A 26,177-nucleotide genomic window follows, 5' to 3' on the forward strand; every position below is an offset into this window, starting at 1 on the left:
TTGTTTCGGATAGTCCGTATGAAAACCGCACAAGAGTTTCGCGCTGGCCAAGTTGCCATGGTCGATGGCAGCCCATGGGTGATCCAGAAGGCTGAATTCAACAAGTCTGGCCGTAACGCCGCCGTGGTGAAGATGAAGCTGAAGAACCTGCTCGATGGCCGCGCCACCGAGACAGTGTACAAAGCCGACGACAAGCTGGAGCCGGTGATCCTTGAGCGTAAGGAAGTGACCTACTCCTACTTCGCTGACCCGATGTTTGTGTTCATGGACCCCGAGTTCAACCAGCACGAAGTCGAGAAAGAAGACCTGGGCGATGTAGCCAACTTCATCGAAGACGGCATGAGCGACGTGTGTGAAGCCGTGTTCTACAACGACCGCGTGATCTCCATCGAACTGCCGACCACCATCGTGCGTAAAGTGGTGTACACCGAGCCAGCCGCGCGTGGCGATACCTCGGGCAAAGTCATGAAGCTGGCCCGTTTGGGCAGTGGTTTCGAGCTGCAAGTAGCGGCGTTCATTGAGAACGACGAGCTGATCGAGATCGACACCCGTACCAACGAGTACAAAGGCCGCGCCAAGGGTTAATTAATCCTCTCGCGTAGCACCAGAAAGCCTCGGCATTGCCGGGGCTTTTTGCTGTTTGGGGTGCCAAGGTGCGATGGCAGAATGGTCATCGACAGGGCGAATGCCGACAAACGGTGAAAAAATTAGGCTGTGTTTTCTAGATATTGGCCAAAAAGGCTTTTCAGTCATCTTGCCGTGGGTATACTCGGGACAGGCCGCGATAGGAACGCCTTTGCCTATGCGCCTCCCAAGTCTTAGACCGGGAAGCCCAATAAGCATAATAAGAAGCGTGTTTAAGTCGGTCGCACCCTGTGGGTGTTTTGCCCTCAGGTCATCACATCGCAAGATTTGGAGAGAGTGGTAATGGCTGATCGTGAGATCGGAACCGTAAAATGGTTCAACGACACCAAAGGCTTTGGTTTTATTTCTCGTGCTGCTGGTCCGGACGTGTTCGTGCACTTCCGCGCCATCCGTGGCGAAGGCCACCGCAGTCTGGCCGAAGGTCAGAAGGTGGAGTTCTCTGTGACCCAAGGTCAAAAGGGTCTGCAAGCTGAGGACGTTGCCAAGATCTAAGTCTTGGATACTAGGCACCAGGCATTTTTAACTGGTGCCGCTAAACACCCTGCTCAAGCTACCTTGTGCAGGGTGTTTTGTTTCTGGTTGCGGGCGTTTGGCTTGGTTCTTTTAGCTTGTAGCTAAGCGTATGGCCACTTCATCAACACTCAATAATATTCACCGCCAAACCGCCGCGTGCGGTCTCTTTATATTTGCTCTTCATGTCAGCACCGGTCTGGCGCATGGTGCGGATGACTTTATCCAGCGAGACAAAGTGCTGACCGTCGCCGCGCAGGGCCATGCGGGCGGCGTTGATGGCTTTGATCGCGCCCATGGCGTTGCGCTCGATGCACGGTACTTGCACTAGGCCGCCGATGGGGTCGCAGGTTAGGCCTAGGTTGTGTTCCATGCCAATCTCGGCGGCGTTTTCCACTTGCGCGGTGCTGCCGCCTAACACTTCGCACAGCGCGCCGGCGGCCATGGAACAGGCGACGCCCACTTCACCTTGGCAGCCGACTTCCGCGCCGGAGATCGACGCTTGCTCTTTATATAGAATGCCAATCGCCGCAGCGGTGAGTAGAAAGCGCACCACGCCGTCGTTGCCCGCGCCGTGGGTAAAGCGGGTGTAGTAGTGCAGCACAGCGGGCACGATACCGGCGGCGCCGTTGGTGGGCGCGGTGACTACGCGGCCGCCGCTGGCGTTTTCTTCATTCACCGCCAGCGCGTAGAGGTTGACCCAGTCCAGCACGTTAAGGTGGTCACGCAGGTTGGCTTCGGGGTTGTCGCTAAGCTGGCGCTTGAGGGCTGGGGCGCGGCGTTTCACTTTCAGCCCGCCGGGCATGATGCCTTCGGTGCGGCAGCCGTTATCGACGCAGGTTTGCATCACTTGCCAAATCTTCAGCAGGCCGGCGCGGGTCTCGGCTTCGCTGCGCCATACGCTTTCGTTACGCAGCATCACTTCGCTGATCGACAGTTTGTGTTCCGCGCAGTGCGCCAGCAGTTGCTTGGCGGTGGTGAAGGGCAGGGGCAGAGCGGTGGTGTCGGCGACGATGCGGTCGGCACCGGCGGCGCTGTCATCCACCACAAAACCGCCACCGACCGAGTAGTACTCGCGTTCGCGCAGTTGCACGCCGGCGCTATCCAGCGCGCGGAAGATCATGCCGTTGGGGTGATAGGGCAGCGGCTTGCGAATCATCAGCACATGCTGTTTTTCGACAAAGGCGATGGCGTGTTCACCGAGCAGTTTGAGCCGGCCGCTGCTACGAATAGCAGCGAGGTAATCCGGCACGCGCTGGGTATCCACTTGATCGGGGTAGTGACCTTCCAAGCCCAGTAGCACAGCGGTGTCGCTGCCGTGGCCTTTGCCAGTGGCACCGAGCGAGCCATACAGCTCAGCCTTCACATTAGCCACTTGGCTGAGTAGGCCATCGCGCTTTAGCCCCTCGACAAAACGCACGGCCGCCAGCATCGGCCCCACCGTGTGCGAGCTAGAGGGGCCGATACCGATTTTGAACAGGTCAAACACACTTAACGCCATGGGATTCTCGCGCGGTAGTCACTGCTTACAGCTTAGTCAGCTGGTTGAGCGTTGACGCGCGAGGATGCGACACCCCTGTAAGCGGCGGCGACGCGTTGGGTTGTCAGGCGGTGACCGGTTCAGCTGTGGCAGCCAGTGCTTGCAGAAAACACTCCAGCACCAAGTTAGGCCGCCGCCCTTTGCGGGTGACCGAGGCCAGCTGCAAATCGTAGAAACGGCTCTCGGCTTTTAGGGCACGCAAGCGGCCCTGCTGCACCCAGCTTTCGGCGTAGTGGTCGGGCAGATAGCCGATATAGCGCCCGGTTAAGATCAAAAAAGCCATGCCTTCGCGGTCGCTGGCGCTGGCGGTGCAGTTCAGCCGTTGGTAGTGCGCTTGCACATCGGCTGGCAAGCGGAAGGTCGGGGCGATGGCCTCTTGCTCATCTAAGCGCGCATCGCTGAGTTTGCGGTCGTCGACATAAAACAGCGGGTGGCCAACGGCGCAGTACAGCAGCGAGCGCTCGCCATACAGGGCTTGGTAATCCAGCCCTGAGAGCGGCGCGGTTTGCGGCACCACGCCCACTTGCAGGCGGCCATCGAGCACGCCTTGCTCCACTTCATCCGGCGGGCTCATGCGGATGTTGATCTGCACGTCTGGGCCTTGCTCTTTCAGCTGGCTAAGCGCGTTGCTGATGCGCATGTATTGGATGGTGACCAAGTTGTCGGTCAGGCCAATGTTCAGCTCGCCGCGTAAATGTTGGTGCAGGCTGTTCACTTCGCTGCGAAAGCCTTCCAGTGCGGCGAGCAGTTGCAGGCTGGCTTGGTACACCTCTTGGCCTTCTTCGGTTAAGGCAAAGCCGGCGCGACCACGTTGGCACAGGCGCAGGCCTAGGCGCTGTTCCAAGTCGCTCATTTGCTGGCTGATGGCCGAGCGGCCAATACCGAGGGCGCTTTCCGCTGCTGAAAAGCCGCCGCATTCCACCACGGCGCGAAACACGCGCAGTAGACGGATTTCAAAGTCGCTGACTTGGGCGAGGGGTTCGGCGCGGCGCTGGCTCATTGTTTAGTTACTCTGCAACTTAAGGTTTAAAGAGTTGGATTTTTGTGAATCTAACCGCGTGGCAGTCTAGGCTCAATCTTTATCGCGTTCGGCCTGTGGGTGGTTGCCGGGCGCGGCCCTTATTGCTTGGAGCCAACCCATGAACATGCCGCACAGTTTGTCCGCGACAGCCCCATCGTCCACCGCCGGTTTGAAGCTGGACAGCTTCTGGATGCCGACCACTGCTAACCGCAGCTTTCACCGCGATCCGCGGATGATTGTCGGCGCCGAAGGCAAATACCTGATTGATGCCGATGGCCGTCGCGTGTTCGACAGCCTCTCCGGCCTGTGGACCTGCGGTGCCGGCCATTGCCGTAGCGAGATTGCTGCGGCGGTGAGCAAGCAGATGAGTACGCTGGATTACTCGCCGGGCTTTCAGTTTGGCCAGCCGCTGGCGTTTCAGCTCGCCGAAAAGGTCGCCCAGTGGATGCCCAGCGAGCTGGGCCATGTGTTCTTTACCAACTCCGGCAGCGAGTGCGCCGACACCGCAATCAAGATGGCCCGCGCCTATTGGCGCTTAAAAGGCCATGCCACCAAGACCAAGCTGATTGGTCGGGCGCGTGGTTATCACGGCGTTAACGTCGCTGGCACCAGCTTGGGCGGCATCGGCGGTAACCGTAAGCTGTTCGGCACACTGATGGACGCCGACCACCTGCCGCACACCTTGCAGCCGCAGCTGGCCTTTACCAAAGGCATGGCAGAAACCGGCGGGGTCGAGCTGGCCAACGAATTGCTCAAGCTGATTGAGCTACACGATGCCTCGAACATTGCCGCGGTGATCGTCGAGCCCATGGCCGGTTCTGCCGGCGTCATCGTGCCGCCGCAGGGTTACTTGCAGCGTCTGCGTGAGATCTGCACGCAGCACAACATCCTGCTGATTTTCGATGAGGTGATCACCGCCTTTGGCCGTATGGGCAAGCGCACTGGCGCGGAATACTTCGGTGTCACGCCAGACATCATCAACTGCGCCAAGCAGATCACTAACGGTGCCATCCCCATGGGCGCGGTGGTCACCAGTGGCGAGATTTATCAGACCTTTATGAACCAAGCCGCGCCGGAGCACATGATCGAGTTTCCGCATGGCTACACCTATTCCGCCCATCCGGTGGCGTGCGCCGCAGGCTTGGCCACGCTGGAACTGCTCGAGCGCGAACAGCTGATCGAACAATCCGCCGCGCTGGCGCCAGTGTTTGAAGAAAAACTGCACGGCCTAAAGGGCAGCCAGCATGTGCTGGATATCCGTAACTGCGGCTTGGCAGGTGCCCTGCAATTGGCGCCGCGTGATGGCGATGCGGTGATCCGCCCCTTCGAGGCCGGTTTGGCTTTATGGCGCGCCGGTTTCTACGTGCGCTTTGGCGGCGACACGCTGCAATTTGGCCCCACCTTTAACACCACCGCCGACGAGCTGGACACCTTGTTCAACGCAGTGGGCGACGCGCTAACTCAATTGGATTAATGGCCAGCCCCGCGCTGCCACAACGCTTTTAGGTTTGGAGAAAACAGATGACCACCCCGATTGTGCATTTTATTAATGGTGAACTCGTAGCCGGCGGCGGCCGCGAAGCCGAGGTGTTTAACCCCTCGCAGGGCGAAGCCTTTCGCCGCGTAGAGCTGGCCGACAAGGCCACCGTCGAGCAAGCCATTGCTGCCGCTAAAGCCGCATTTCCCGCGTGGCGCAACACGCCGCCGGCCAAGCGTGCGCAGGTGATGTTCCGCTTTAAGCAACTGCTGGAAGAAAACGAAAGCAAGATTGCCGAGCTGATCAGCCAAGAGCACGGCAAAACCATCGAAGACGCTATTGGCGAACTCAAGCGCGGCATCGAGAACGTCGAATTTGCCTGTGGCGCACCGCAGCTGCTCAAAGGCGAATACAGCCGTAATGCTGGGCCAAATATCGACAGCTGGAGCGACTTCCAACCGCTGGGCGTAGTAGCTGGCATTACCCCGTTTAACTTCCCGGCCATGGTGCCGCTGTGGATGTATCCGCTGGCCATCGTGTGCGGCAACACCTTCGTGTTGAAGCCGTCTGAGCGTGACCCAAGCTCCACCCTGATGATCGCCCAGCTGCTGCACGAAGCCGGTCTGCCTGCCGGTGTGATCAACGTCGTGCAGGGCGATAAGCTGGCGGTGGATACGCTGATCGAATCGCCTACGGTAAAAGCCATCAGCTTTGTCGGCTCCACGCCGATTGCCGAATACATCTACACCGAGGCCAACCGTCGCGGTAAGCGCGTGCAGGCCTTGGGCGGGGCGAAAAACCACGCGGTGGTCATGCCCGATGCCGATTTGGATAACGCCGTGAATGCTTTGATGGGCGCGGCTTACGGCTCGTGCGGCGAGCGCTGCATGGCGATCTCGGTAGCCGTGGCGGTAGGCGATCAAGTGGCCGACGCGTTGGTGGCCAAGCTAACCCCGAAAATTCAGGCACTGAAGATCGGTGCGGGCACTTCTTGTGGCCTCGACATGGGGCCGCTGGTCACTCGTCAGCATTGCGACAAGGTGCGTGGTTATGTGGACACCGGCGTTAGCGAAGGCGCTGAGCTGGTGGTCGATGGCCGCGGCCTCAGCGTAGCCGGTAACGAGGCGGGCTTCTTCTTGGGCGGCTGCCTGTTCGACAAGGTCACCGCAGAGATGACCATTTACCGCGACGAAATCTTCGGTCCTGTGCTGTGCATCGTGCGTGTCGGCAGCTTGGAAGAAGCCATGCAGTTGATCAACGACCACGAATACGGCAACGGTACCTGCATCTTCACTCGCGACGGTGAGTCGGCGCGCTTGTTCTGCGACGAAATCGAAGTGGGCATGGTCGGCGTCAACGTACCCCTGCCGGTGCCGGTGAGCTACCACAGCTTCGGCGGCTGGAAGCGTTCGCTGTTCGGCGACCTGCACGCCTACGGCCCCGATGGCGTGCGCTTCTACACCAAGCGCAAAACCATCACCCAACGCTGGCCAGAACGCGCCAGCCACGAAGCAGCGCAGTTTGCTTTTCCTAGTAATGGTTAAGTAATTAGCGGTGCGTAAAAAAGCCGGCGTTTGCCGGCTTTTTGCTGTCTTGGCTTGGGCGCTTAGGGCTTAGAAATAGCTGTTCTTAATCGCGGTTAACTCGCCTTGTGCACGCAGTTCATCCAGCGCTGTTTGCAATGCCTGCACGACCTCGTCAGGGGTTTCGTGGTTCAGTGCCAAATACAGGTCAGCGCTGTTGAAGCGATAGACGACTTTCAGGCTGCCCAACGGTGATTGTTTAGCCATGAAACGCCCGGTGACATCATCGGTAGCCCACAAATCGATCAGGCCTTTCTCAAGTTTGTTGAGGTTTTCTTTGTCTTGCAGGCTAGTTTGTACCGCTAGGCCGCGGTCGAGCAGAAATTGCGAAATGGCATCGTTACGGTAGCCGCCGATGCGGTACGTGGCGGCTTGTTCCAGGCTATCTAGACTGATCGGGCTGTCCACCTTGGCCAGCAGTACCCAGTCACTGACAGCAATGGGGCCGACCCACTTGAACAGCGTTTCGCGCTCTGGTGTGCGAATCGTGGAAAACAAGCCATAGCCTTTGTGCTCCAGCGTTTGCTTGTACAGACGATCCCAGGGGAAGCGCAGAATCAGTTGGCATTCTTGTGCGGCCTTTTGGCACATGGCGCGCACGGTGTCGCTACTGATGCCTTGCACGTCAGCCTCTTTAGCAAAGTTACCGCCACTGGCGGCCATGCTGAAGGGCGGTAGGTTTTCCGTCAGCAGAACTAGGGGTTGTGCTGGCGCTAGGCTGGCAAAAGACAATAACCAAAGTGCGGTCAAAAGCCGAATAGCGGGCATAAGGACTCCGTGAAGTGATAAGGCCACATAAAGGTGAGGCGCATTGCCTGAAGCAGCCAAGGCCACAAAGGCAACGCTCATGAGCTGATTTTAGCGGTTCAGCCGCTGCTGTGTTGTCGACTTGGCAGCACGGAAGTATCGCGGTGAGGAATAGTTGAGCAGTGGTGCGGTAAGTGGCTGTCTTAGCTATAGCCACTTAATAAGTGGAGAATTGTTCCGGTAATCCTTAGACCGGCCCAACGTGATGTGTCCGTTAGGCCGGCTTGGGTTGGTGCGGACAGTTATTGCTGGCGTTGATAGGCTGCCGCATCAATAAACGGCACTGCATCGCCAGGCAATACCGTGGTGGGCAAAACACCATTCCAGCGCTCGGCTTTGGTTAATTCCACCAGATTCTTATTGCTCGCCAGTGCTTCGGCACGAGCGCGAATGGCTTCGGCTTCGGCTTGGCCGCGTAGGCGAGTGGCTTCGGCATCGGCTTTGGCTTGGGCCAGTTTTGAGTCCGCTTCAGCTTGCGCTTGAGTGACGCGAATCTGCGCCTGTACTTGCTCGGTGGCTAGTTGTTGCTCGCGCGTTTTGACCTGCACCTCGGCGGTCATACGCGCCTCAACTGCTTTCTCGTAGGCATCGGAGAAGTCGATGTTTTCGATCTGCACGCTATCAATCACCACGGGGCCTTTGATGCTGTTTTTGATGGCTGTGGAGATGTCGCTCACAAGCTGGCCACGGTTTTGCACGGCAGCCACGGCGTTATAGCGGCCAAACACATTTTCGACTTGCGTCGGCACTTGGCGGCTGATCAGGCGTTCGCGCATGGAGTCGCTGGTTTGATAGGCGGTATAGACCTTGGCTACCTCGGAAGGCGCTACATGCCATGACACGGATACGCGCAGCGTGGCGGCCTGCTGGTCTTTACTGTAGGCCTGCAAGCGGTCATACAGGGTGACTTGGCTTTGAATGGAAATCAGCTTAACGCTCTCGATAAAGGGCACTTTGAAGGACAGCCCCGGCTCAATAACGCCAACCAGCGCGCCATTGCGCAGTAAAACCCCGCGCTCGGTTTCGTCGATGGTGTACCAAGAGCTGGCTAAGGCGAAAATGCCCAGTACTACAGTGGCACCGATGGCGACAGCCTTGTTGCTGATCTTCGGGGGTGTGGGCAGGTTGTTCATTCAAGCATCCTTATTTGAGGGGATAACGGCGGCGTTCGTTTTGCGAGTGCTGTCTGGCGCAGAGGGGCAACCCTAACCTTGTAAGGCCTGTGGAACAAGGTTGGCTGAGTGAGTGTGTGGCGCCCGTCGTGGTTATGACGTTTTGCGCGGTGAGTCTTCCGCTGGGCCTTTACTGCTAAGCACGCAGAGCAGTGCCAACACCGCACAAGCCCCCATCACCCACGCTAACGGCTGAGCCGTGCCGTTGTGCAACACGCCGACCAGTGCCGAGGTAAAACCGGCCACGGCAAACTGGCTAAAGCCGAGCATGGCAGAGGCGCTGCCAGCGTTGGCGGCTTGGCCGCTCATGGCGCAGGCGGTGGCGTTGGGCAGTAGGCAGCCGATGCTGGCGATATAGCCAAACAACGGCACTAATATTGGCCACAGGCTGCGTGGCTGCAGTTGGGCAATCACCAGTAAGACTAAGGCACACGCCACGGTAATCAGCATGATGCGGCCTAGCCAAACCTGCGGCGGGGCATAGCGCAGCAAGCGGGCGTTGATTTGCGCGGCGATGATAAAACCCGCGGCATTGGCGCCGAACAGCCAGCCGTAGTGCTGCTCGCTAATGCCGTACAGGCTGATAAACACATAGGGCGAGCCGGCGATGTAGGCAAACATGCCCGCCATGACTAAGCCGCCGCTTAAACCATAGGCCATAAAGCGCCGATCGCTGAGCAAGCGGCGGTATTGTTTACCGGCTTGGCTGAGCTTGGCGCGGGGGAGTTCGCTGGGCAGGGTTTCCGGCAGATACAGCGCCACAGCGAGCAAACACAGGCTGGCGATGAGCGCCAGCCAGAGGAAAATCCACGGCCAGCTGGCATGCACCAATAACCAGCCACCGGCAATGGGCGCCAGAATTGGCGCGAGGCCCATCACCAGCATGAGCTGCGAAAACACTTTGGCAGTGGTCAGGGTGTCGCACAAATCGCGCACCACCGCGCGAGCCACCACCATCCCGGCGCAACCGCCCAGGGCTTGCACAAAGCGCGCGGCAATCAGTTGTTCCAGCGTGGTAGCCATAGCGCAGGCGACCGAGGCCAAGGCAAACAGGGTGATGCCCACCAGCAAAGGTTTGCGCCGCCCATAGCGGTCGGCCATTGGGCCGTAAAATAACTGCCCTAGTGCCACGCCAACAAAGTAGGCCGACAGGCTCCACTGCACGTGCTGCACGTCGGTGGCAAAGGCTTTAGCGAGAGTCGGGAAGCTGGGCAGGTAAAAGTCGATGGCCAGTGGGCCAAAGGCGCTGAGCGCGCCCAGTATCAGCAATAAACGCAGTGGCATGCGGTATCCAAATGGGTTGTTGGTCTGCTTGCAGGGGGCGCTCGGGCAGCGATGCGTACCCTGTGCAATACTCAAACAGCATGCTTGAGTCTAACGAGGCCTCGTCATGGCCGATACCTTTGTTTTAGGGCATTCCAGTGCCGCTACCGAGCAACCGGGGTGGGCGGCCTTGCAAGTGGCCGGCCTACAGTTGCAACTGCTGCACAATGCCGAGGCCCCGCTGCCGTGCCAGTTGGTGTTGCTGGATGACGCCCTGTTGGATGTCGCGCCGCTAACCCAGTGGCAGCAGACAGGGGCGGGGTTGCTGAGCTTTCGGGCGCTGCCGGGAGTGCTGCCGCTGCCGCTGCAAGCTTCGCCTGATGAGCTATGTGCCTTGCTCGGTTTTGCTGTGGAGCAGCAGCGCTTGCAGCAGATTACCGCTGAGCTGGCGGGTGCCTTGCACAAGAAAGATGCCGATTTGCGCCAGTTGGTGGATGTCGGCTTGGCGCTCTCAGCAGAGCGCGATCTGGATTGTCTGCTGGAAAAAATCCTCGAAGAAGGCCGCCGCTTGTCACATTGTGATGCGGCTTCACTGTTCTTGATCGAGCGCCGCGCGGGCGAGGCCGAACAGTTGTTGTTCAAACTCACCCAAAACGCCAGCCTCAATACCAGCCAATTTCAGTCGCAACGTCTGCCGTTAAGCAAGGCGTCGATTGTGGGCTATGTGGCGCTGACCAGTGAGGAGCTCAACCTGCCGAATGTGTATGCGCTGGCGGCGGATGCGCCGTATCGCTTTAACCGTTCGTTCGATTTGCAGATGGGTTATCGCACCGAGTCTTTGCTGGCGATACCGATGCTCAATCACCGGCAAGAGGTGGTTGGCGTGCTGGAGTTTATTAATCGGCACAGTGAGGCCCAAGCCGGCGAGCCCTTGCACTGCTTGCCATTTAGCGAAGAGGTGGCCGCTTCGTTACGCGCGTTGGCCAGTCAGGCGGCGGTGGCGATTGAGAATCGCCAGTTGTTGGATGACATCAGCCGGTTATTCGATGGTTTTGTGCAGGCCTCGGTGTTTGCGATTGAGCAGCGCGACCCGACCACTAGCGGCCATTCGTTTCGTGTCGCCGAGTTGTGCTTAGCGCTGGCAGGGCAGCTGGCTAATGCGCCACAAGCGCATTTGCGCCAGCAGCGCTTTTCGGCGCAGGCCTTGCGCGAGCTGCGCTATGCCGCGCTGTTGCATGACTTTGGCAAGGTTGGCGTGCGTGAGCATGTGCTAACGAAGGCACGCAAGCTTAACGATACTGTGCTGGAGAACCTGCACTACCGCGTGGCGTTAGCCAAAGAGAACCTCACCAACCACTGCTTGCGGCGAATGCTGGCGGCCTGTCGTAGTCAGGGCGGGTTGAGTGACGAACAACGCGCGCTTATGGAGCTTGAATTAGCTCAAGAGTGCTCACGGCTGGACAACTACTTAGCGCGCATTGTGGCGGCGAACGAGCCGACCATGCTCAGTGAGGGCGATTTCGCGGATTTGCGTGAGGTGCAGAGTGAGCTGGTGAAAGCACCGGATAATCGCTTGATCAGCCTGTTGGATGAAGGCGAGTTCTGCGCGCTGGCCGTGCGTAAAGGCAGTCTGACCCCCGAAGAGCGCGAAGAAATTGAGCGCCACGTAGTACATACCCGCGACTTTCTGAATCTGATTCCTTGGACGCCCGACCTGCAAGCCGTGCCGAAAATTGCTGCGGCGCACCATGAAAAGCTCAATGGCAGCGGCTATCCCTATGGGTTGAGCGGTGACGATATTCCCTGTGCTTCGCGGATCATGACGATTTGCGACATCTTCGATGCGCTAACCGCTGCTGATCGCCCTTATAAGCCGGCGATGCCAGTAGAGCGGGCTTTGGATGTGCTGCAGAGCGAGGTGAAAAGTGGCTTGTTAGATCAAGACTTAGTACAGGTCTTTATTGATTCACGCTGCTTTTTGCCGGCGGTGGCGAGCTCCCCGCATCAGGCGCCGCCGTTTAGCCATCATGTGTGTGATTACGAGCCCAGCTGCAATCACGACAGCCATCATCAGGGCAAAAGTACATAGCCTTGATAACGCTCTGCTAAGGTGGCGCCGCTGTTGGGTGCTTGCTTGTCGAGGTATTGATAGGTCTTCTCCAACGCTTGCAGGCGGTCGCCTAAGTTGGGGTGCACCTTAAGGAAGCTCACCAGCGCCGGGGTGTCGGCGCGCTCACTGCTCATTAATTGCAGCACACTGGCCAGGCCATAGGCGTCGTAGCCGGCACGCCGCGCTAACACGACTCCCATGGTGTCGGCTTCGTACTCATCGCTGCGTTGCAGGCCACGGCTGTACAGGTCGCTGACACTTTGCTTGAAGCGCTCGCCCATCGCGGTGTCTTTGCTGCTCATGCCGCCTTGTCGACTGACTTGGCTGGCTTGCGCCGCGAGCAGGGCTAAATCGCTAAGCAGGCCGCTTTGCGCCTGCTGCTGTAAGGCGGTGAGGTGGTGCTTTTGCACGACATGGGCAATTTCATGGGCGAGTACGCCGGCTAACTCAGCCTCGCTGTTGAGGCGCTGCAATAAGCCGTTGGTGATCACGATATAGCCGCCAGGGGCTGCATAGGCGCCCACGCTGGGGCTGTCGAGCACGGCAAACCGCCACGCTAGTTCGGGGCGTTCGCTGTGCAAGGCAATCCATACGCCGACCAAATTCACGTAGCGCTGAATGCGTTGATCGGCCAGCAATGGCGCTTTTTCTAGCAGCACGCTGGTCGCGCCTTGGCCGATCTGTTGCTCTTCGTCGAGGTCTTTGGCGCCGAGGTTGCCGAGGTTGCGCCCAGCGCTAACGAGGTTGCCTAAGTCGACGCCTTGTATGCTGAGGCCTTCGACACCTTGGCAGCCGGTGAATAGGCCCAAGCTGAGGAGCAATAAGGCGCGCGGCCAGTAATGTCGAGACATGGGGCCTCCGTTAGCGTGGGTAGTCCAGCGTTTCGCTGCGCAGCGGCGCTTGCGCGGCAAAGGCGCGTGCTTGTTCGGCGTTGGCGCGGTAACGGTCCAGCGGCTGTAGGTCAGCAGGCAGGCTGCTGCTCGGGCCGCTCAGTTGTTCTTCGTTAACACCGCGTACGCCACTGCTCAGCGTGCTGCCTTGGCTGGCGCTGGTGCTGCCCAGTAGTTGGCCAAGGTCGCTGCGTTGCTGGTTGTTGCTGGGGGCTAGGCGCACATGCAGTAAGGGCAGCCAGCCTTCTTGGCCATTAGCAAGCTTGACCTGATACCAGCCGCCTTCGCGCTTTAGCAGCGTCAGCGATTGGTTGGCAGGCAGGGCTTGTACAGCGCTGGCTTGATGGGCGGGCGTTAAGCGCAGTTGGGTGGCTTGGCTGGTGAAGGCCGCTTGGTTTGCCCAGGCGTGGCTGAGCAGGGCCGTTAAGGCGAAGAGCAGGCCGGCGAGCGGCAGGGTTACTTTCATGGTGCTCTCCTGTGCGGGGTGAAGAGCTCAACGGCTTCAAGGCGGCCTTTAACCTGATGCGCACCTTGCGGGGTAAAGTCAAAGTGCTCGGCACACGCTGCGCGAGTGGCGGCCGAAACCAGCAGGCTGGCGCGGCCTTTGGTAAGGCCTTCGATGCGACTGGCTAAATTAACGGTGTCTCCAATGGCAGTGTAGTCGTAGCGTTGCGAGGCGCCGATCAAGCCGACGACCGCTGGTCCGGTGTGAATGCCAATGCCGATATCGAACTCTGGGCACTGGTAGTCGCGGCGAAAGGCCTCTAGGTTGTCGAGCATTTGCAAGGCCGCTTCGATTGCCAGACGAGCGTGGTCGGGGGTATCCAGAGGCGCGCCCCAGAAGGCCATCACCGCATCGCCGATAAACTTGTCGAGCGTGGCTTGATGCTGGAACAGCACATCGACTTGGCGCGCAAAGTAGCCTTCCAGCAAGGCGACGATTTCGCGCGGCGGACGTTGTTCCGACAAGCTAGTAAAACTGCGGATATCAGAGAACAACACGGTGATTTGGCACTCTTTGCTGCTGAGCAGGGCTTCGGGGTCTTCCCGCGAGAGCAAGGCGTGCACGACGTTGGGGTCCATAAAGCGGTTGAACACGCGCACTGTGCTTTCCAGTTGCAGTTGCCGCTGCCGGTGCAGCATAGCCAAGGCCATGAGGCTAACCAGCATGAGGCTGGCTGCGCTGGGCACAATATCCAGCAGCCAACCCTGCCGCGCTAACCACCAACTGCCGAGTGCCAAGCTCGTTAGATACGCTGCCAATAGTGCATAGGCATAACGCGGCTGGGCCTTGGCAAACAGCAGGCAGCTTAAAAACAGTATTAGCGAACTGGCTATCAGGCTACTCAGCGCTGGTAAGCGCTGCAGCGCGTGGCCATTGAGCAGGTTGTCGAGCACGCTGGTGAGAATAAATGGCGCAGGGTAAAGCGGGTCGATGGGCGTGCGGCGAATGTCGTGCAGACCGCTGGCGCTGGTGCCAATCACGATGAGGCGCTGCTGCAAATTGGGGATGGCGCTGAGGGCTAGTTGGCCGCGAGCGACGGCCAGCACGTTGGCATAACTAACGCGGCTATGCGGGGTGCGCTGTGCACTGGGCCAGTCGATCAGCCACTCTTGGCTAGTGGGCAGCGGCATCTGCAAGTCGTGGGCAACTCGCGCGGGCAGACTGGGGAGGCGCCAACCATCGTGTTGCCAAAACAGTTGGTGGCGGCGCGCTACGCCATCGGCATCGGTGCTGAGGTTGATGTGGCCGCTGCGCCAGAGGTTAGCCTCAATAGCATTCGGGGTTAACAGTAAGGCGCGGCTGTCGTTGTGCCCGCGCTGTGCTGGTGCACGCCAGAGACTGGCGGGGTAGCTGCTTAACAGTGGCGCTTGGCTGGGTGTTTGTGCCTGCTGCACAAGCATGGCGAGGTAGCTATGTGGGGCACGGGCCAGTGCTTCATTGAAGTAGGCGTCAGCAGCGGGTAGCTGGGTATCTGCCTCACTGAACAACAGATCAAAAATCACCGCGCTAGGTGTTTGCGTGGTTAGGAAATCGAGCAGCTCGGCATGTATGGCGCGTGGCCAAGGCCAGGGCCCGGCTTCGGCACTGAGCGCGGTGAGGCTGAGGTCGTCGATATCGATGAGTACAAGGCGAGGGTCTGCCGTGCGAGTTGCTGCGCGCTCGCGAGTTAGCCAGTCTAAATAGGTTTGGCTAGGCGCGTATAACAGCGCCGAAAAATGGCTGAGTAACAGCAGGCTCAGCCCGAGCCCAGCTAAGCCAAGCCAGTAGGCGCGAAGTGAATGCGCGAGGACAGGGGAGGCCACCAGCACTCCTTGTGGCGCGCGGCACCACGGTATGGCGCAACGCGCCGGAGTACTTTCAACTGTAGACGTTGGGCGGGTGGAGTGCTGATTTTGCCGTGCTTAGTTTAGGCGTAAAACAGCGTGGCTAAGCCGAGGAAGGCCATAAAGCCAACCACGTCGGTCACGGTGGTGAGAATCACACCGCCCGCCAGAGCGGGGTCGATGTCCATCTTCTTTAAGATTTGCGGAATCAACGCGCCGGCCAGCGCTGCGGCGAGCAGGTTGATGACAATCGCGGCGCCAATCACGATGCCGATGGTCGGGTCTTTAAACCAGGCCACCGCCACGGCGGCGATCACTAAGGCCCAGAGCACGCCATTCAATAGGCTGACCACCACTTCGCGGCGTAGCAGCCAGCTGGCGTTGCCGGGGTTGATTTGCCCCAAGGCCATGCCGCGAATAATCAGCGTTAAAGTTTGGCTGCCGGCAATGCCGCCCATGCTGGCGACCACGGGCATCAAGATCGCCAAGGCGACGACTTTTTCGATGGTGGCATCAAACAGGCCAATTACCGCCGAGGCGATAAACGCGGTGATCAGGTTAATGCCTAGCCAGATGGCGCGGCCTTTGGCGGCTTTGCGCGCGGGGGCGAAGGTGTCTTCTTCTTCATCCAGACCGACCGAGGCGAGCAGTGAGTGGTCGGCCTCGTCACGCATAACGTCGACGGCATCGTCAATGGTGATACGGCCAAGCAGCTTGCCGTGAATATCGACTACCGGCGCGGAGACTAAGTCGTCGCGGGCAAACAGTTCGGCCACTTCGTGCGATGGCATGTCGGCGGGAATGGCTTCGATGTCGGTGTCCATCAGCTCGCGCACGCTGAGCTCGGGGTCGGAAATCAAAATGCGTGACAGTGGCAGCACGCCAATAAAGTCTTCCTGACGGTTCACCACCATCAGGCTGTCGGTCATCGGCGGCAGTTCGTCAAAACGGCGCAGGTAGCGCAACACCACGTCGAGCGTGTGGGTGGGGCGCACGCTGATGACGTCGGTGTTCATCAAGCCGCCGGCGCTGTCTTCCTCGAACGCCATGACTTGCTCAACGCGCTGGCGGTCTTCATCTTCCAGCGATTGCAGCACTTGCTGGGTGATGGCCTCGGGCAACTCTTGCAGCAGGTCGGCGAGGTCGTCGGTGTCGAGTTCTTCGATCAGTTCGGCCAGCTCGTCGGCATCCATGTGCGCGATGTAGTACTGGCGGATGTCTTCGGGCAGGTGCGCGAGCACCTCGGGCTTGAGCTCTTCGTCGATCAGTGGCCAGAGCAAATTACGCTGGCGCTGCGGCAGGCTGGTCAGTAAGTGGGCGCAATCGGCGCCGCTTAAACTGTTGAGCTGACGGCGAACAGGGCGCGACACGCCACTCTCGAGCATTTCCTCGAGGGCATGAATATCGATGTGCTGGGCGTTTTCGATGTCGGCCATGACAAGCTCCCTGTTTTGCTCAATCGGCGGGTGTGACGGGTGACTAACTAGTCAAGTCACGCCAGCTATTCAGGTTCGTCAAAGCGATTGTTGATCAGGCCAATCACGGCCTCGAGCGCCTGATCGGCATCGTTTCCTTCGGTGTGTACATGCAAGGTGGAGCCCTTGGCGGCGGCGAGCATCATCACGGACATGATGCTTTTGCCGTCGACCAGTTTTTCCGCGTTACGGCCGACACTCACCTTGGCCTGAAACTGCGTAGCCACGCCTACCAGTTTGGCAGCGGCGCGGGCATGCAGGCCCAGTTTATTGATGATGAGGATGTCGGTACTTGGCATGCGGGTCCTTAGCCGTGCAAATCACGGTGACGGACCTGCACATGGCGCAAACTGGGTTTTAGGGCGGCGGCTAACTGCTCGGCAATGTACACCGAGCGGTGATGCCCGCCGGTACAGCCAATCGCTACGGTGACATACGAGCGATTACTGGCGGCAAAGCGCGGTAGCCATTTGCTCAGGTAAGTGAAGATGTCGCTGAACATTTCGTCCACCTCGGGCTGCGCCTTGAGGTAGTCGATCACTGGCTGGTCCAGTCCGGAAAAGCCGCGAATATCCGGCTTCCAATACGGATTGGGCAGGCAGCGCACATCAAATACCACATCGGCATCGACCGGTACGCCACGCTTGAAGCCAAACGATTCTAGCAGAAAAGCCGTGCCCGGCTCAGGCTCGGCCAATAAGCGCAGCTTGAGTAAGTCTTTGAGTTGATAGAGGTTTAGCTCGCTGGTGTCGACTTTGAGGTCGCACAGATCGCTAATGCTCGAGAGCAGCTTGGCTTCATCGGCGATGGCTTCGGCCAGCGAGCGATCGTTACCCGTTAGCGGGTGTTTGCGGCGCGTTTCCGAAAAGCGTTTGAGCAAAATTTCGTCGGCCGCATCGAGGTACACCACATCGCAACGAATGTTGCGACTGCGCACTTCTTGCAGCAGCTCGGGAAAGCGCTCCAGCTGGCTGGGCAAGTTGCGCGCGTCAATTGAGACGGCCACTTTGGGGTAGAGCAAGTCTTGGCTGGGCAAGGTGCGCTCAGCCAAGTCGATCAACAGGCCGGCAGGTAGATTGTCGATGCAGTAAAAGCCGTGATCTTCCAGCACATTCAGGGCGGTACTTTTGCCTGAGCCGGAGCGGCCACTGACGACAATCAGGCGCATGTTAGGCCGCCTGCTGCAGGGTGACGATGGTTTGGTACAGCGCTTGGTTGCTGTCGGCGGCGCGTAGCTGCTGACGAATATCGGCTTTATCGAGCAGGCCGGCGATTTGGCTGAGTAGCTCTAAGTGTTCGTCGGTGGCTTCTTCAGGCACCAACAGCACAAACAGCAGATCTACCGGCGCGCCGTCGAGGGCGTCGAAGTCGATGGCGTTGGCCAAATGCATGACCAAACTTAGCGGCTCGCTGGCGCCGGGAATGCGGCAGTGGGGAATGGCAATACCGTTGCCAAAGCCCGTGGAGCCCAGTCGCTCGCGGCCAATCAGGCTGTCGAAGATGTTATCGGCACTTAAGCCAGGTTGGTCTTTAGCGACCAGCTCGGCAATGTGTTCGAGAACGCGTTTTTTGCTGCCGCCCTGAACGTTCACTAAAGAACGTTCAGGGGTCAGGATATGCTCCAGTCGGATCATAGAGTAATAAGTCGTGAATTAACGGGCATTAACGCCGTTTTGACGGTCGTTATGTTTTTCTTTGTGCTTGATCAGTTGGCGATCGAGCTTGTCGGTCAGCAGGTCGATGGCGGCGTACATGTCATCGTGCTCGGCGTTGGCGGCAATCGCAGCGCCGGTAACGTGTAAGGTGGCTTCCACTTTCTGGCGCAGCTTTTCGACTTCCATGGTGACTTGCACATTGGTGATTTTGTCGAAATGGCGTTCCAGTTTTTTCAGTTTCTCCTGGATGTACTCGCGCAGGGGTTCAGTTACTTCAAGCTGATGGCCACTGATGTTGACTTGCATACAGCTGTCTCCTTGTTGCCCGTGGTTTTACTGACAGGTTAGCTAACCTGCCAGACGGATGCCTGCTTCAGATCAAAAAAATCACACCAGTCGTTTGCGTTCGCTGGATGACAAAATGCCGAGAGACTCACGGTATTTGGCGATGGTGCGACGGGCGACCTGAATGCCTTGTTCTTCCAGTAAACCAGCGATCTTACTGTCGCTCAACGGCTTTTTCGGGTTTTCCGCGCTGACCAATTTCTTGATCATGGCGCGGATGGCGGTGGACGAACACTCGCCACCTTCAGCGGTGCTAACGTGGCTGGAGAAGAAGTATTTCAGCTCAAAAATACCGCGCGGGGTGTGCATGAATTTTTGCGTAGTAACCCGCGAAATGGTCGACTCATGCATGCCCACGGCCTCGGCAATATCGGCCAGCACCATGGGTTTCATGGCCTCTTCGCCGTACTCCAAAAAGCCGCGCTGTTGCTCAACGATTTGCGTGGAGACTTTCATCAGGGTTTCGTTGCGGCTTTGCAGGCTTTTGATAAACCAACGCGCTTCTTGCAGCTGGTTGCGCATGTAGCTGTTGTCGGCGCTGTTGTCGGCGCGTTTGACCATCGATGAGTACTGGCGATTAACCCGCAGACGCGGCATAGCATCGCTGTTCAGTTCCACCAGCCAACGGCCGTTATCGCGGGTGACGATCACATCAGGGGTGACGTACTCCGGCTCTTCGGCGCTGATCTGCGCAGCAGGGCGCGGGTTAAGCGTTTGGATCAGAGTGATGATGCCTTTGAGCTCGTCTTCGCTGAGCTTCATGCGGCGCATCAGTTGGCTGTAATCGCGGCTGCCGAGTACGTCTAAGTAGTCATTCACCAAGCGCTTGGCTTGCGCTAGCAGTGGCACATCCTCGGGCAATTGGCGCAGCTGCAGGGTCAGGCACTCGCCTAAATTGCGTGCGGCAATGCCGACGGGCTCAAACTGCTGGATGTGGTGCAGCACCATTTCGACTTCGTCGAGTTCGATATCTAGCTCTGCATCGAAGGCGCTGAGAATTTCTTCGAGGGTTTCCTCGAGATAGCCGTCGCTGTTGATGGCGTCGATCAAGGTGATGGCGATCATGCGATCACGATCATTCAGCGGCAGTAGATTCAACTGCCAGAGCAAGTGGCTTTGCAGGCTCTCGCCGCTGCTGGTGCGTTGAGTGAAGTCCCACTCATCATCGCTGGAGGCGGGCAGGCTGCTGGCGGAGGTTTGGTAGATGTCTTCCCAAGCGGTATCGACGGGTAATTCGTTGGGGATGCGGTCTTCCCATTGATTGGCGTCGAGGTCATCGGGGCTGGCGTTGTCGCTGTTCAGTGCCTCGATCTTGCTCGGCTCGGGGTGCTGGATGTCGTCGCCGTCGCTCTCGTTGCTGTCGTTGTCGGCGCTGTGGTCATCGTCGCCGTCTTCGGGCATTTCCAGCATGGGGTTGGAGTCCAGCGCCTCTTGGATTTCTTGGCGCAAATCCAGCGTGGAAAGTTGCAGGAGGCGGATGGCTTGCTGCAGCTGCGGGGTCATTGTCAGCTGCTGGCCCATTTTTAGGACGAGCGTAGGTTTCATGAGCGGAAGCTTAGCACCTTGTCTTCAAAGCGCCGCAAGGCGGCGATCACTGCGGAAGCCAAGCGCGAGAGCGCTTTAGCAAATTATATGCCCGACTTAGGTGGTTTTGCCTAGGCGTAGAGGAGAAAAGCTGCGGAAAACTGCGCGCCTCTACGCAAGGCGCGCGTGAAAAGATTACAGGCGGAAGCTTTCACCCAAGTACACATCGCGCACTTGTTGGTTAGCCAGTACTTCGGCGGCACTGCCTTCGGCGATCAGGCGACCTTCGCTAACAATGTAAGCGTGCTCACATATGTCTAGTGTTTCGCGCACGTTGTGGTCGGTGATCAGCACGCCGATGCCACGGTCTTTCAGCTGCTGAATGATTTGCTTGATGTCGCCGACCGAGATGGGGTCAACACCGGCAAACGGCTCGTCGAGCAGAATAAAACGCGGTTCGGTGGCCAGTGCACGGGCGATTTCTACCCGGCGGCGCTCACCACCGGACAGGCTCATGCCGAGGCTGTCGCGGATATGGGTAATGTGGAACTCGTGCAGTAGGCTTTCCAGCATCTCGCGGCGCTGGCTGCGGGATAGCTCGCTGCGGGTTTCCAGAATGCCCATGATGTTTTCCGCCACGGTGAGCTTGCGGAAAATCGACGCTTCTTGCGGCAAATAGCCAATGCCGGCGCGCGCACGGCCATGCATGGGGCGGCGGGTAACGTCGAGGTCGTCAATCATGACGCGGCCTTGGTCGGCACCCACCAAGCCTACGATCATATAAAAGCAGGTGGTTTTGCCGGCGCCGTTGGGGCCGAGCAGACCTACGACTTGACCGCTTTCAATGGCAACCGACACATCACGCACCACTTGGCGCTTGTTGTAACTTTTGGCCAGGTGTTGAGCCTTCAGGATTGCCATTAGTTGTCCTGTTTCTTCTTCGGCTGAATAACCATGTCGATACGTGGGCGCGGGCTGCTGACATTGCTGCCCGTGGCGCGGCCGGCATTGACGATCTGGCGAGCCGTGTCGTAAACGATTTTTTCGCCTTCGAAGGTGTTGCCTTCCTGCACGACCTTGGCTTGGTCGATGAGGATGATGCGCTCATTGGCGGCTTTGTACTGAATGGTTTTGCCCCAGGCTTTGACCAGTTGTTTGTCGCTGGAAGGCTGCTGCTGGTACTGCGCGAGGTTGCCGGTAGCGGTCACTACATCGACTTCGCCGCTGGCGTCGCGGGTCAGGGTGACCTTTTCACCGGTGATGCGCAGGCTGCCTTGGGTAACCACCACGCTGCCGGTATACACGGCAACGCCTTGGCGGTCGTCGAGTTCGGCGGCGTCGGCTTGAATACGAATGGGCTGCTCGCGATCCGACGGCAGTGCCCAGCTATGCATGCATCCCAGCAGCAGGCTCAGGCCGAGTAGGCCGGCAGAAAAATCAAGGCGCTTCATGCTGTCCTCTTACATTTGAAAGCAGTTGCATGCGGCCTTCTTTAAGGTAGGCGCGCATACCGGTGGCGGTGGTGACTCCGTTTGCGGCGTCGATTCTAACGGGTTGTGCGGTTTCGGCATAATCCTTGTCAGGAATAACCGTCAGGCGCGAGGTTTGCAGTTGCGTGCGGCGTTGTTTGACGTCGAGGTGGTCGATGTTGACTTGATCGATCAGCTCGACCTCTTTGCCGCCGGGGCCGACTTCGCCTTTCAGTGCGTCAACCACCCAAGGTTGGCTTTCGTCGCTGCGAAACAGCTTTAGGTGCGGCACGCTAACGTGAGTGATGTCACTGGCTTGCACGTGGTCTAAGCGCGTGGCAGTCATAAAGTACTTTTGGCTGCCGTCAGCTTTGAACTCGCGGCTGGTCGCGCCGACCACAAAATAGTCGATGTCTTGGTTTTGCTGGCCGACGGCTGCTGGCTTGTTAAAGCTATCTGGGCTGATGTTCCAGTAGCCCACTGCTAAAAGCCCCAGCCCGGCAATGCTTAATAAGAGAATTTGCAGATAGCGTGGCATGCTGTCCCTCAAAGATAGTGCTCTTGCAGGGCGTCCAATTTGCCCTGTGCGCGTAAAATAAATTCACAAAACTCGCGTGCCGCACCCGCACCGCCAGCGGCAATGGTGACACCATGGGCGTGCTGGCGAACAAAGCTGTCGGCGCTGGCCACGGCCATGCCCAGGCCCACTCGGCGAATGGCGGGTAGGTCGGGTAAATCGTCGCCCAAGTAGGCTACTTGCTCAAGCGTTGGTGCATCGCTGAGGCTGCTGAGCAGCTCTTGCAAGGCAACGAATTTGTCTTCGCGGCCTTGGAATAAATGCTGAATGCCGAGGTTCTTCGCGCGTCGCTCCACCACGGGGCTGCTGCGCCCGGTGATGATGGCGGTTTGGATGCCGGCCTGCATGAGCATCTTGATGCCGTGGCCGTCCAAGGTATTGAAGGTTTTAAACTCACTGCCATCGGGGAGAAAGTACAGCTTGCCGTCGGTCAGTACGCCGTCGACATCAAGCACGGCGAGGCGAATCTTTTGCGCGCGTTGGATGAGTTCTTGGTTCATTAAACGACTCCCGCACGCAGCAAATCGTGCATATTCAGCGCGCCAACGGGGCGCTCGTGCTCATCTACGACGATTAAGCCGCCAATCTTAAATTGTTCCATGATGTTCAGCGCTTCGGCGGCCAGATGCCCGGCTTGTGCGGTTTTGCAGGCTTTGGTCATCACAGCATCGATACGCGTGTTGGCGAGGTCGATGGGCTTGTCGAGCGTGCGGCGCAAGTCGCCATCGGTAAAGATGCCGGCCAGACGGCCTTGCTCATCAATGACGGCGGTTAAGCCCAAGCCTTTACGGGTCATTTCCAGCAGGGCGTCTTTTACCGACGTGTGTGGGCTAACTTGGGGGAAGCGTTCGCCACTGTGCATGATGTCATCGACTTTAAGCAGCAAACGTCGGCCCAGGGCGCCGCCGGGGTGCGAGAAGGCAAAGTCTTCAGCGGTAAAGCCGCGCGCTTCTAATAAGGCAATCGCTAGCGCATCGCCGAGTACCAGTGCCACGGTGGTTGACGAGGTGGGCGCCAAGTTGAGCGGACAGGCTTCCTCGGCAACGCGGGCATTTAGTGCTGCATCGGCGCTGCGTGCCAGTGCTGAATCTGGGTTGCCGGTGATGCTGATCAGCGGGATGCCCAAGCGCTTAATCAGCGGCAGCAGGGTGACGATTTCGCTGGTCGAGCCAGAGTTAGACAGGGCGATCACTACGTCATCTTTAGTGATCATGCCCATGTCGCCGTGGCTGGCTTCGGCGGGGTGCACGAAGAACGCTGGGGTGCCGGTGCTGGCCAAGGTGGCGGCTAGCTTGTTGCCAATGTGCCCCGACTTGCCCATGCCGACCACGACCACGCGACCGGCGCAGGCCAAAATCAGCTCGCACGCGCGAATAAAATGCTGGTCGATTTGTTCGAGAAGATCGTTGATGGCGTCGCGCTCAAGGGCAATCGTGCGTTGCGCGGACAGCAAATGCGGGTGCGTCTGGCTCATGGTTTTATCGGCGACGATAGAAAGCCCGGCAGTATACCTTGAAACCATGGCGGGGGTGTGAAGCAGCTACAGAGTTGGGCAATAAGCGTGCCGGATGGCTTTGGTAAGGCGTCTTGCCAGTGATATAGTGCGCGCCGCGCGCCTGCTCGGGCAGGAAGCCCTTACTGTTGGGGGTAATTTGCCCGTTTAATGCGGCGCGTTTGGCGCTGATCGGATGGTTTTACAAGGAGTCGGCATGACGTCTGACGCTCGCTACGCCGTTGAGTTGAAGGGGGTTTCCTTCAAGCGCGGCGAACGCTTCATCTTTAAGGACGTGGATATCGTCATCCCCCGCGGCAAGGTCACCGGCATTATGGGGCCTTCAGGCTGCGGTAAAACCACTTTGCTGCGCTTGATCGGTGCTCAATTACGCGCCGAGAAGGGTGAGATTTGGGTGGCGGGTAGCAACGTGCCTGCACTCTCGCGCAGCGATTTGTTTGACCTGCGTAAGCGCATGGGCGTGCTGTTCCAAAGCGGCGCTTTATTTACCGATTTAAGTGTGTTTGAAAACGTGGCTTTTCCGCTGCGCGTACACACAGCGCTGCCCGATGACATGATTCGCGACATCGTCTTAATGAAGTTGCAAGCGGTGGGCCTGCGCGGCGCTATCGATCTGATGCCCGATGAGCTCTCTGGTGGCATGAAGCGCCGTGTGGCACTGGCGCGGGCGATTGCCTTGGATCCGGAAATTCTCCTCTATGACGAGCCGTTCGTCGGCCAAGACCCGATTGCTATGGGTGTTTTGGTGCGTTTGATTCGCAAGCTTAACGATGCCTTGGGGATCACCAGTGTGGTGGTCTCCCATGACCTAGCAGAAACCGCCAGCATTGCCGACTACATCTATGTGGTGGGTGACTCCCAGGTGTTGGGCCATGGCACGCCGGAATCTTTGATGGAGTCTGATAACCCACGGATTCGCCAATTTATGAAAGGCGATCCGGACGGCCCGGTGCCGTTCCACTTCCCGGCCGCTAAGTTGGCCGACGATTTACTGGGAGGTGGTCATGCGTAACAAATCCATGCTCGATCGCTTAGCGTTGCTCGGCCGCTCGGGTATCGCGGTGGTTGAGGCGCTTGGTCGCTCGGTGGTGTTTTTGCTCATGGCGCTGGGCGGGCGTGCCTCGTTTGGCAATCGCTTCGAGCTATTGATGAAACAACTGTATGCCGTTGGCGTCTTGTCACTGGCGATTATTGTCGTGTCGGGGCTGTTTATTGGCATGGTATTGGCCCTGCAGGGTTACAACATCCTCTCGGATTACGGCTCAGAGCAAGCCGTCGGGCAGATGGTGGCTCTGACCTTGCTGCGTGAATTAGGCCCCGTGGTGACGGCGCTGTTATTCGCCGGGCGTGCGGGTTCGGCGTTGACCGCTGAGATCGGCAATATGAAGTCGACCGAGCAGCTGTCTAGCCTCGAGATGATCGGTGTCGATCCGCTCAAGTACGTTATCGCCCCGCGCCTGTGGGCGGGCTTTATTTCCATGCCGCTGTTGGCCTGCATTTTTAGTGTGGTCGGCATTTGGGGCGGCAGCATGGTGGCCGTCGATTGGCTGGGCGTTTTTGAAGGCTCCTACTGGAGCAACATGCAGAATTCGGTGGACTTCTTTGATGATGTGCTCAACGGCACCATCAAAAGCGTGGTGTTCGCCATTGTGGTGACTTGGATCGCTGTGTTCCAGGGCTACGACTGTGAGCCAACTTCGGAAGGCATCAGTCGGGCGACCACACGTACCGTGGTTCATGCCTCGCTGGCAGTGCTGGGCTTGGACTTTATTTTGACTGCTCTGATGTTCGGAGATTACTGATGAAAACCCGTACTTTGGAAATCAGTGTCGGGCTGTTCCTGCTAGCGGGATTGCTGGCATTGCTGTTGTTGGCGCTGCGCGTAAGCGGCTTAACCGTGGCCAGCACGCAGGACACTTACCGGGTCTATGCTTATTTCGACAATATTTCCGGCTTATCGGTGCGTGCCAAAGTCACTATGGCGGGCGTCACCATCGGTAAGGTGGTGGGTATTGATCTGGATCGCGACAGTTATATGGGTCGTGTGGCGATGGATATTCGCGGTGATGTGAATAACCTGCCGACCGACTCTACCGCTTCCATTCTGACCGCGGGTTTGCTGGGTGAGAAATACATCGGCATCAGTGTTGGTGGCGATGAAGAGCTGTTGGCTGAAGGTGACACCATTCGTGATACCCAGTCGGCACTGGTGTTGGAAGAATTGATTGGTAAGTTCCTGCTCAACTCCGTCAATAAAGACGAGTAACTAGGAA

The 26,177-nt window shown here is 58.4% G+C and carries 27 protein-coding genes; 8 read left to right on the forward strand and 19 right to left on the reverse strand.

Annotated elements, in window-relative coordinates; translation table 11 throughout:
• The first annotated feature begins 18 nt into the window (after nt 1-18).
• Nucleotides 19-585 (forward strand): elongation factor P, encoded by a 567-nt coding sequence (gene efp, locus BMX80_RS16305; RefSeq protein ID WP_074870483.1) that lies wholly within the window; start codon nt 19-21, stop codon nt 583-585.
• 342 nt (nt 586-927) lie between these two features.
• Nucleotides 928-1,137 carry a cold-shock protein gene (locus BMX80_RS16310; RefSeq protein WP_071872795.1) on the forward strand — a complete coding sequence of 70 codons (210 nt, stop codon included), beginning with the start codon at nt 928-930 and terminating at the stop codon, nt 1,135-1,137.
• Nucleotides 1,138-1,279: 142 nt separating this feature from the next.
• On the opposite strand, the gene BMX80_RS16315 is transcribed toward BMX80_RS16310, so the two are convergent.
• Together BMX80_RS16315 and BMX80_RS16320 are read right to left on the reverse strand one after the other, a co-directional pair.
• Nucleotides 1,280-2,656: an L-serine ammonia-lyase gene (locus BMX80_RS16315; RefSeq protein ID WP_074870485.1), complete on the reverse strand. Its 1,377-nt coding sequence runs from the start codon at nt 2,654-2,656 to the stop codon at nt 1,280-1,282.
• 103 nt (nt 2,657-2,759) lie between these two features.
• On the reverse strand, nt 2,760-3,695 hold the full coding sequence (locus BMX80_RS16320; RefSeq protein WP_074870488.1) for a LysR family transcriptional regulator: 936 nt from the start codon (nt 3,693-3,695) through the stop codon (nt 2,760-2,762).
• Nucleotides 3,696-3,834: 139 nt separating this feature from the next.
• On the opposite strand from BMX80_RS16320, the gene BMX80_RS16325 reads away from it, so the two are divergent.
• Nucleotides 3,835-5,190: an omega-aminotransferase AptA gene (locus BMX80_RS16325; RefSeq protein ID WP_175474920.1), complete on the forward strand. Its 1,356-nt coding sequence runs from the start codon at nt 3,835-3,837 to the stop codon at nt 5,188-5,190.
• A gap of 47 nt (nt 5,191-5,237) precedes the next feature.
• Nucleotides 5,238-6,737 (forward strand): CoA-acylating methylmalonate-semialdehyde dehydrogenase, encoded by a 1,500-nt coding sequence (locus tag BMX80_RS16330; protein WP_074870490.1) that lies wholly within the window; start codon nt 5,238-5,240, stop codon nt 6,735-6,737.
• A gap of 69 nt (nt 6,738-6,806) precedes the next feature.
• Here the strand turns inward: BMX80_RS16330 and BMX80_RS16335 are convergent, their stop codons facing one another.
• The 3 genes from BMX80_RS16335 to BMX80_RS16345 form a co-directional block, all read right to left on the reverse strand.
• On the reverse strand, nt 6,807-7,544 hold the full coding sequence (locus BMX80_RS16335; protein ID WP_074870492.1) for a substrate-binding periplasmic protein: 738 nt from the start codon (nt 7,542-7,544) through the stop codon (nt 6,807-6,809).
• Between the two features lie 281 nt (nt 7,545-7,825).
• Nucleotides 7,826-8,716, reverse strand: a complete 891-nt coding sequence (locus tag BMX80_RS16340) for a prohibitin family protein (protein WP_071871986.1) — start codon at nt 8,714-8,716, stop codon at nt 7,826-7,828.
• 132 nt (nt 8,717-8,848) lie between these two features.
• Nucleotides 8,849-10,039 (reverse strand): Bcr/CflA family multidrug efflux MFS transporter, encoded by a 1,191-nt coding sequence (locus tag BMX80_RS16345; RefSeq protein ID WP_074870493.1) that lies wholly within the window; start codon nt 10,037-10,039, stop codon nt 8,849-8,851.
• Nucleotides 10,040-10,145: 106 nt separating this feature from the next.
• Between BMX80_RS16345 and BMX80_RS16350 the strand changes: the two genes are divergently transcribed.
• Complete coding sequence (locus BMX80_RS16350) at nt 10,146-12,107, forward strand: HD domain-containing phosphohydrolase (protein ID WP_074870495.1); 1,962 nt, start codon at nt 10,146-10,148, stop codon at nt 12,105-12,107.
• Here the strand turns inward: BMX80_RS16350 and BMX80_RS16355 are convergent.
• The 14 genes from BMX80_RS16355 to BMX80_RS16420 all read right to left on the reverse strand — a co-directional run bounded on the left by BMX80_RS16355 (nt 12,089) and on the right by BMX80_RS16420 (nt 23,865).
• The gene (locus tag BMX80_RS16355; protein ID WP_074870497.1) at nt 12,089-12,979 is read right to left on the reverse strand and encodes a M48 family metalloprotease; all 891 of its coding nucleotides are present in this window, start codon (nt 12,977-12,979) and stop codon (nt 12,089-12,091) included. The two genes, BMX80_RS16350 and BMX80_RS16355, sit on opposite strands and share 19 nt — an antisense overlap.
• Nucleotides 12,980-12,989: 10 nt before the next feature.
• Entirely contained in the window at nt 12,990-13,484 is a 495-nt protein-coding gene (locus BMX80_RS16360; RefSeq protein WP_074870499.1) for an SH3 domain-containing protein, read from the reverse strand.
• On the reverse strand, nt 13,481-15,325 hold the full coding sequence (locus BMX80_RS16365) for an adenylate/guanylate cyclase domain-containing protein (protein ID WP_074870501.1): 1,845 nt from the start codon (nt 15,323-15,325) through the stop codon (nt 13,481-13,483). The genes BMX80_RS16360 and BMX80_RS16365 overlap by 4 nt, the downstream gene beginning before the upstream one ends.
• A gap of 104 nt (nt 15,326-15,429) precedes the next feature.
• Entirely contained in the window at nt 15,430-16,782 is a 1,353-nt protein-coding gene (gene mgtE, locus BMX80_RS16370; RefSeq protein WP_071871992.1) for a magnesium transporter, read from the reverse strand.
• Between the two features lie 65 nt (nt 16,783-16,847).
• Nucleotides 16,848-17,120 carry an HPr family phosphocarrier protein gene (locus BMX80_RS16375; RefSeq protein WP_074870503.1) on the reverse strand — a complete coding sequence of 91 codons (273 nt, stop codon included), beginning with the start codon at nt 17,118-17,120 and terminating at the stop codon, nt 16,848-16,850.
• A gap of 8 nt (nt 17,121-17,128) precedes the next feature.
• A complete protein-coding gene (gene rapZ, locus BMX80_RS16380; protein ID WP_071871994.1) occupies nt 17,129-17,989 on the reverse strand; it encodes an RNase adapter RapZ in 861 nt (286 codons plus the stop codon).
• A 1-nt stretch (nt 17,990) separates the two neighbouring features.
• Entirely contained in the window at nt 17,991-18,455 is a 465-nt protein-coding gene (gene ptsN / locus BMX80_RS16385; protein ID WP_071871995.1) for a PTS IIA-like nitrogen regulatory protein PtsN, read from the reverse strand.
• Nucleotides 18,456-18,473: 18 nt separating this feature from the next.
• A complete protein-coding gene (gene hpf / locus BMX80_RS16390; RefSeq protein ID WP_071871996.1) occupies nt 18,474-18,782 on the reverse strand; it encodes a ribosome hibernation-promoting factor, HPF/YfiA family in 309 nt (102 codons plus the stop codon).
• A gap of 81 nt (nt 18,783-18,863) precedes the next feature.
• A complete protein-coding gene (locus tag BMX80_RS16395) occupies nt 18,864-20,366 on the reverse strand; it encodes an RNA polymerase factor sigma-54 (RefSeq protein WP_071871997.1) in 1,503 nt (500 codons plus the stop codon).
• 174 nt (nt 20,367-20,540) lie between these two features.
• Nucleotides 20,541-21,266 carry an LPS export ABC transporter ATP-binding protein gene (lptB, locus tag BMX80_RS16400; RefSeq protein ID WP_071871998.1) on the reverse strand — a complete coding sequence of 242 codons (726 nt, stop codon included), beginning with the start codon at nt 21,264-21,266 and terminating at the stop codon, nt 20,541-20,543.
• Entirely contained in the window at nt 21,266-21,796 is a 531-nt protein-coding gene (lptA, locus tag BMX80_RS16405) for a lipopolysaccharide transport periplasmic protein LptA (RefSeq protein WP_071871999.1), read from the reverse strand. The genes lptB and lptA overlap by 1 nt, the downstream gene beginning before the upstream one ends.
• A complete protein-coding gene (gene lptC, locus BMX80_RS16410; RefSeq protein ID WP_074870505.1) occupies nt 21,783-22,352 on the reverse strand; it encodes an LPS export ABC transporter periplasmic protein LptC in 570 nt (189 codons plus the stop codon). Before lptC ends, lptA begins: the two co-directional genes overlap by 14 nt.
• A gap of 8 nt (nt 22,353-22,360) precedes the next feature.
• A complete protein-coding gene (locus BMX80_RS16415; protein ID WP_074870507.1) occupies nt 22,361-22,891 on the reverse strand; it encodes a KdsC family phosphatase in 531 nt (176 codons plus the stop codon).
• Nucleotides 22,891-23,865, reverse strand: coding sequence for a KpsF/GutQ family sugar-phosphate isomerase (locus tag BMX80_RS16420; protein ID WP_071872002.1), 975 nt, complete (start codon nt 23,863-23,865; stop codon nt 22,891-22,893). The genes BMX80_RS16415 and BMX80_RS16420 overlap by 1 nt, the downstream gene beginning before the upstream one ends.
• Before the next feature lie 235 nt (nt 23,866-24,100).
• On the opposite strand from BMX80_RS16420, the gene BMX80_RS16425 reads away from it, so the two are divergent.
• Genes BMX80_RS16425 through mlaD form a run of 3 tightly spaced genes read left to right on the forward strand, consistent with a single transcriptional unit; the run spans nt 24,101 to nt 26,170 of the window.
• A complete protein-coding gene (locus BMX80_RS16425) occupies nt 24,101-24,916 on the forward strand; it encodes an ATP-binding cassette domain-containing protein (RefSeq protein WP_071872003.1) in 816 nt (271 codons plus the stop codon).
• On the forward strand, nt 24,909-25,706 hold the full coding sequence (gene mlaE, locus BMX80_RS16430; protein WP_071872004.1) for a lipid asymmetry maintenance ABC transporter permease subunit MlaE: 798 nt from the start codon (nt 24,909-24,911) through the stop codon (nt 25,704-25,706). The genes BMX80_RS16425 and mlaE overlap by 8 nt, the downstream gene beginning before the upstream one ends.
• Nucleotides 25,706-26,170: an outer membrane lipid asymmetry maintenance protein MlaD gene (mlaD, locus tag BMX80_RS16435; protein ID WP_071872005.1), complete on the forward strand. Its 465-nt coding sequence runs from the start codon at nt 25,706-25,708 to the stop codon at nt 26,168-26,170. The genes mlaE and mlaD overlap by 1 nt, the downstream gene beginning before the upstream one ends.
• Nucleotides 26,171-26,177: the final 7 nt, after the last annotated feature.

This window comes from Atopomonas hussainii, from assembly GCF_900109735.1.
Lineage (GTDB): Bacteria > Pseudomonadota > Gammaproteobacteria > Pseudomonadales > Pseudomonadaceae > Atopomonas > Atopomonas hussainii.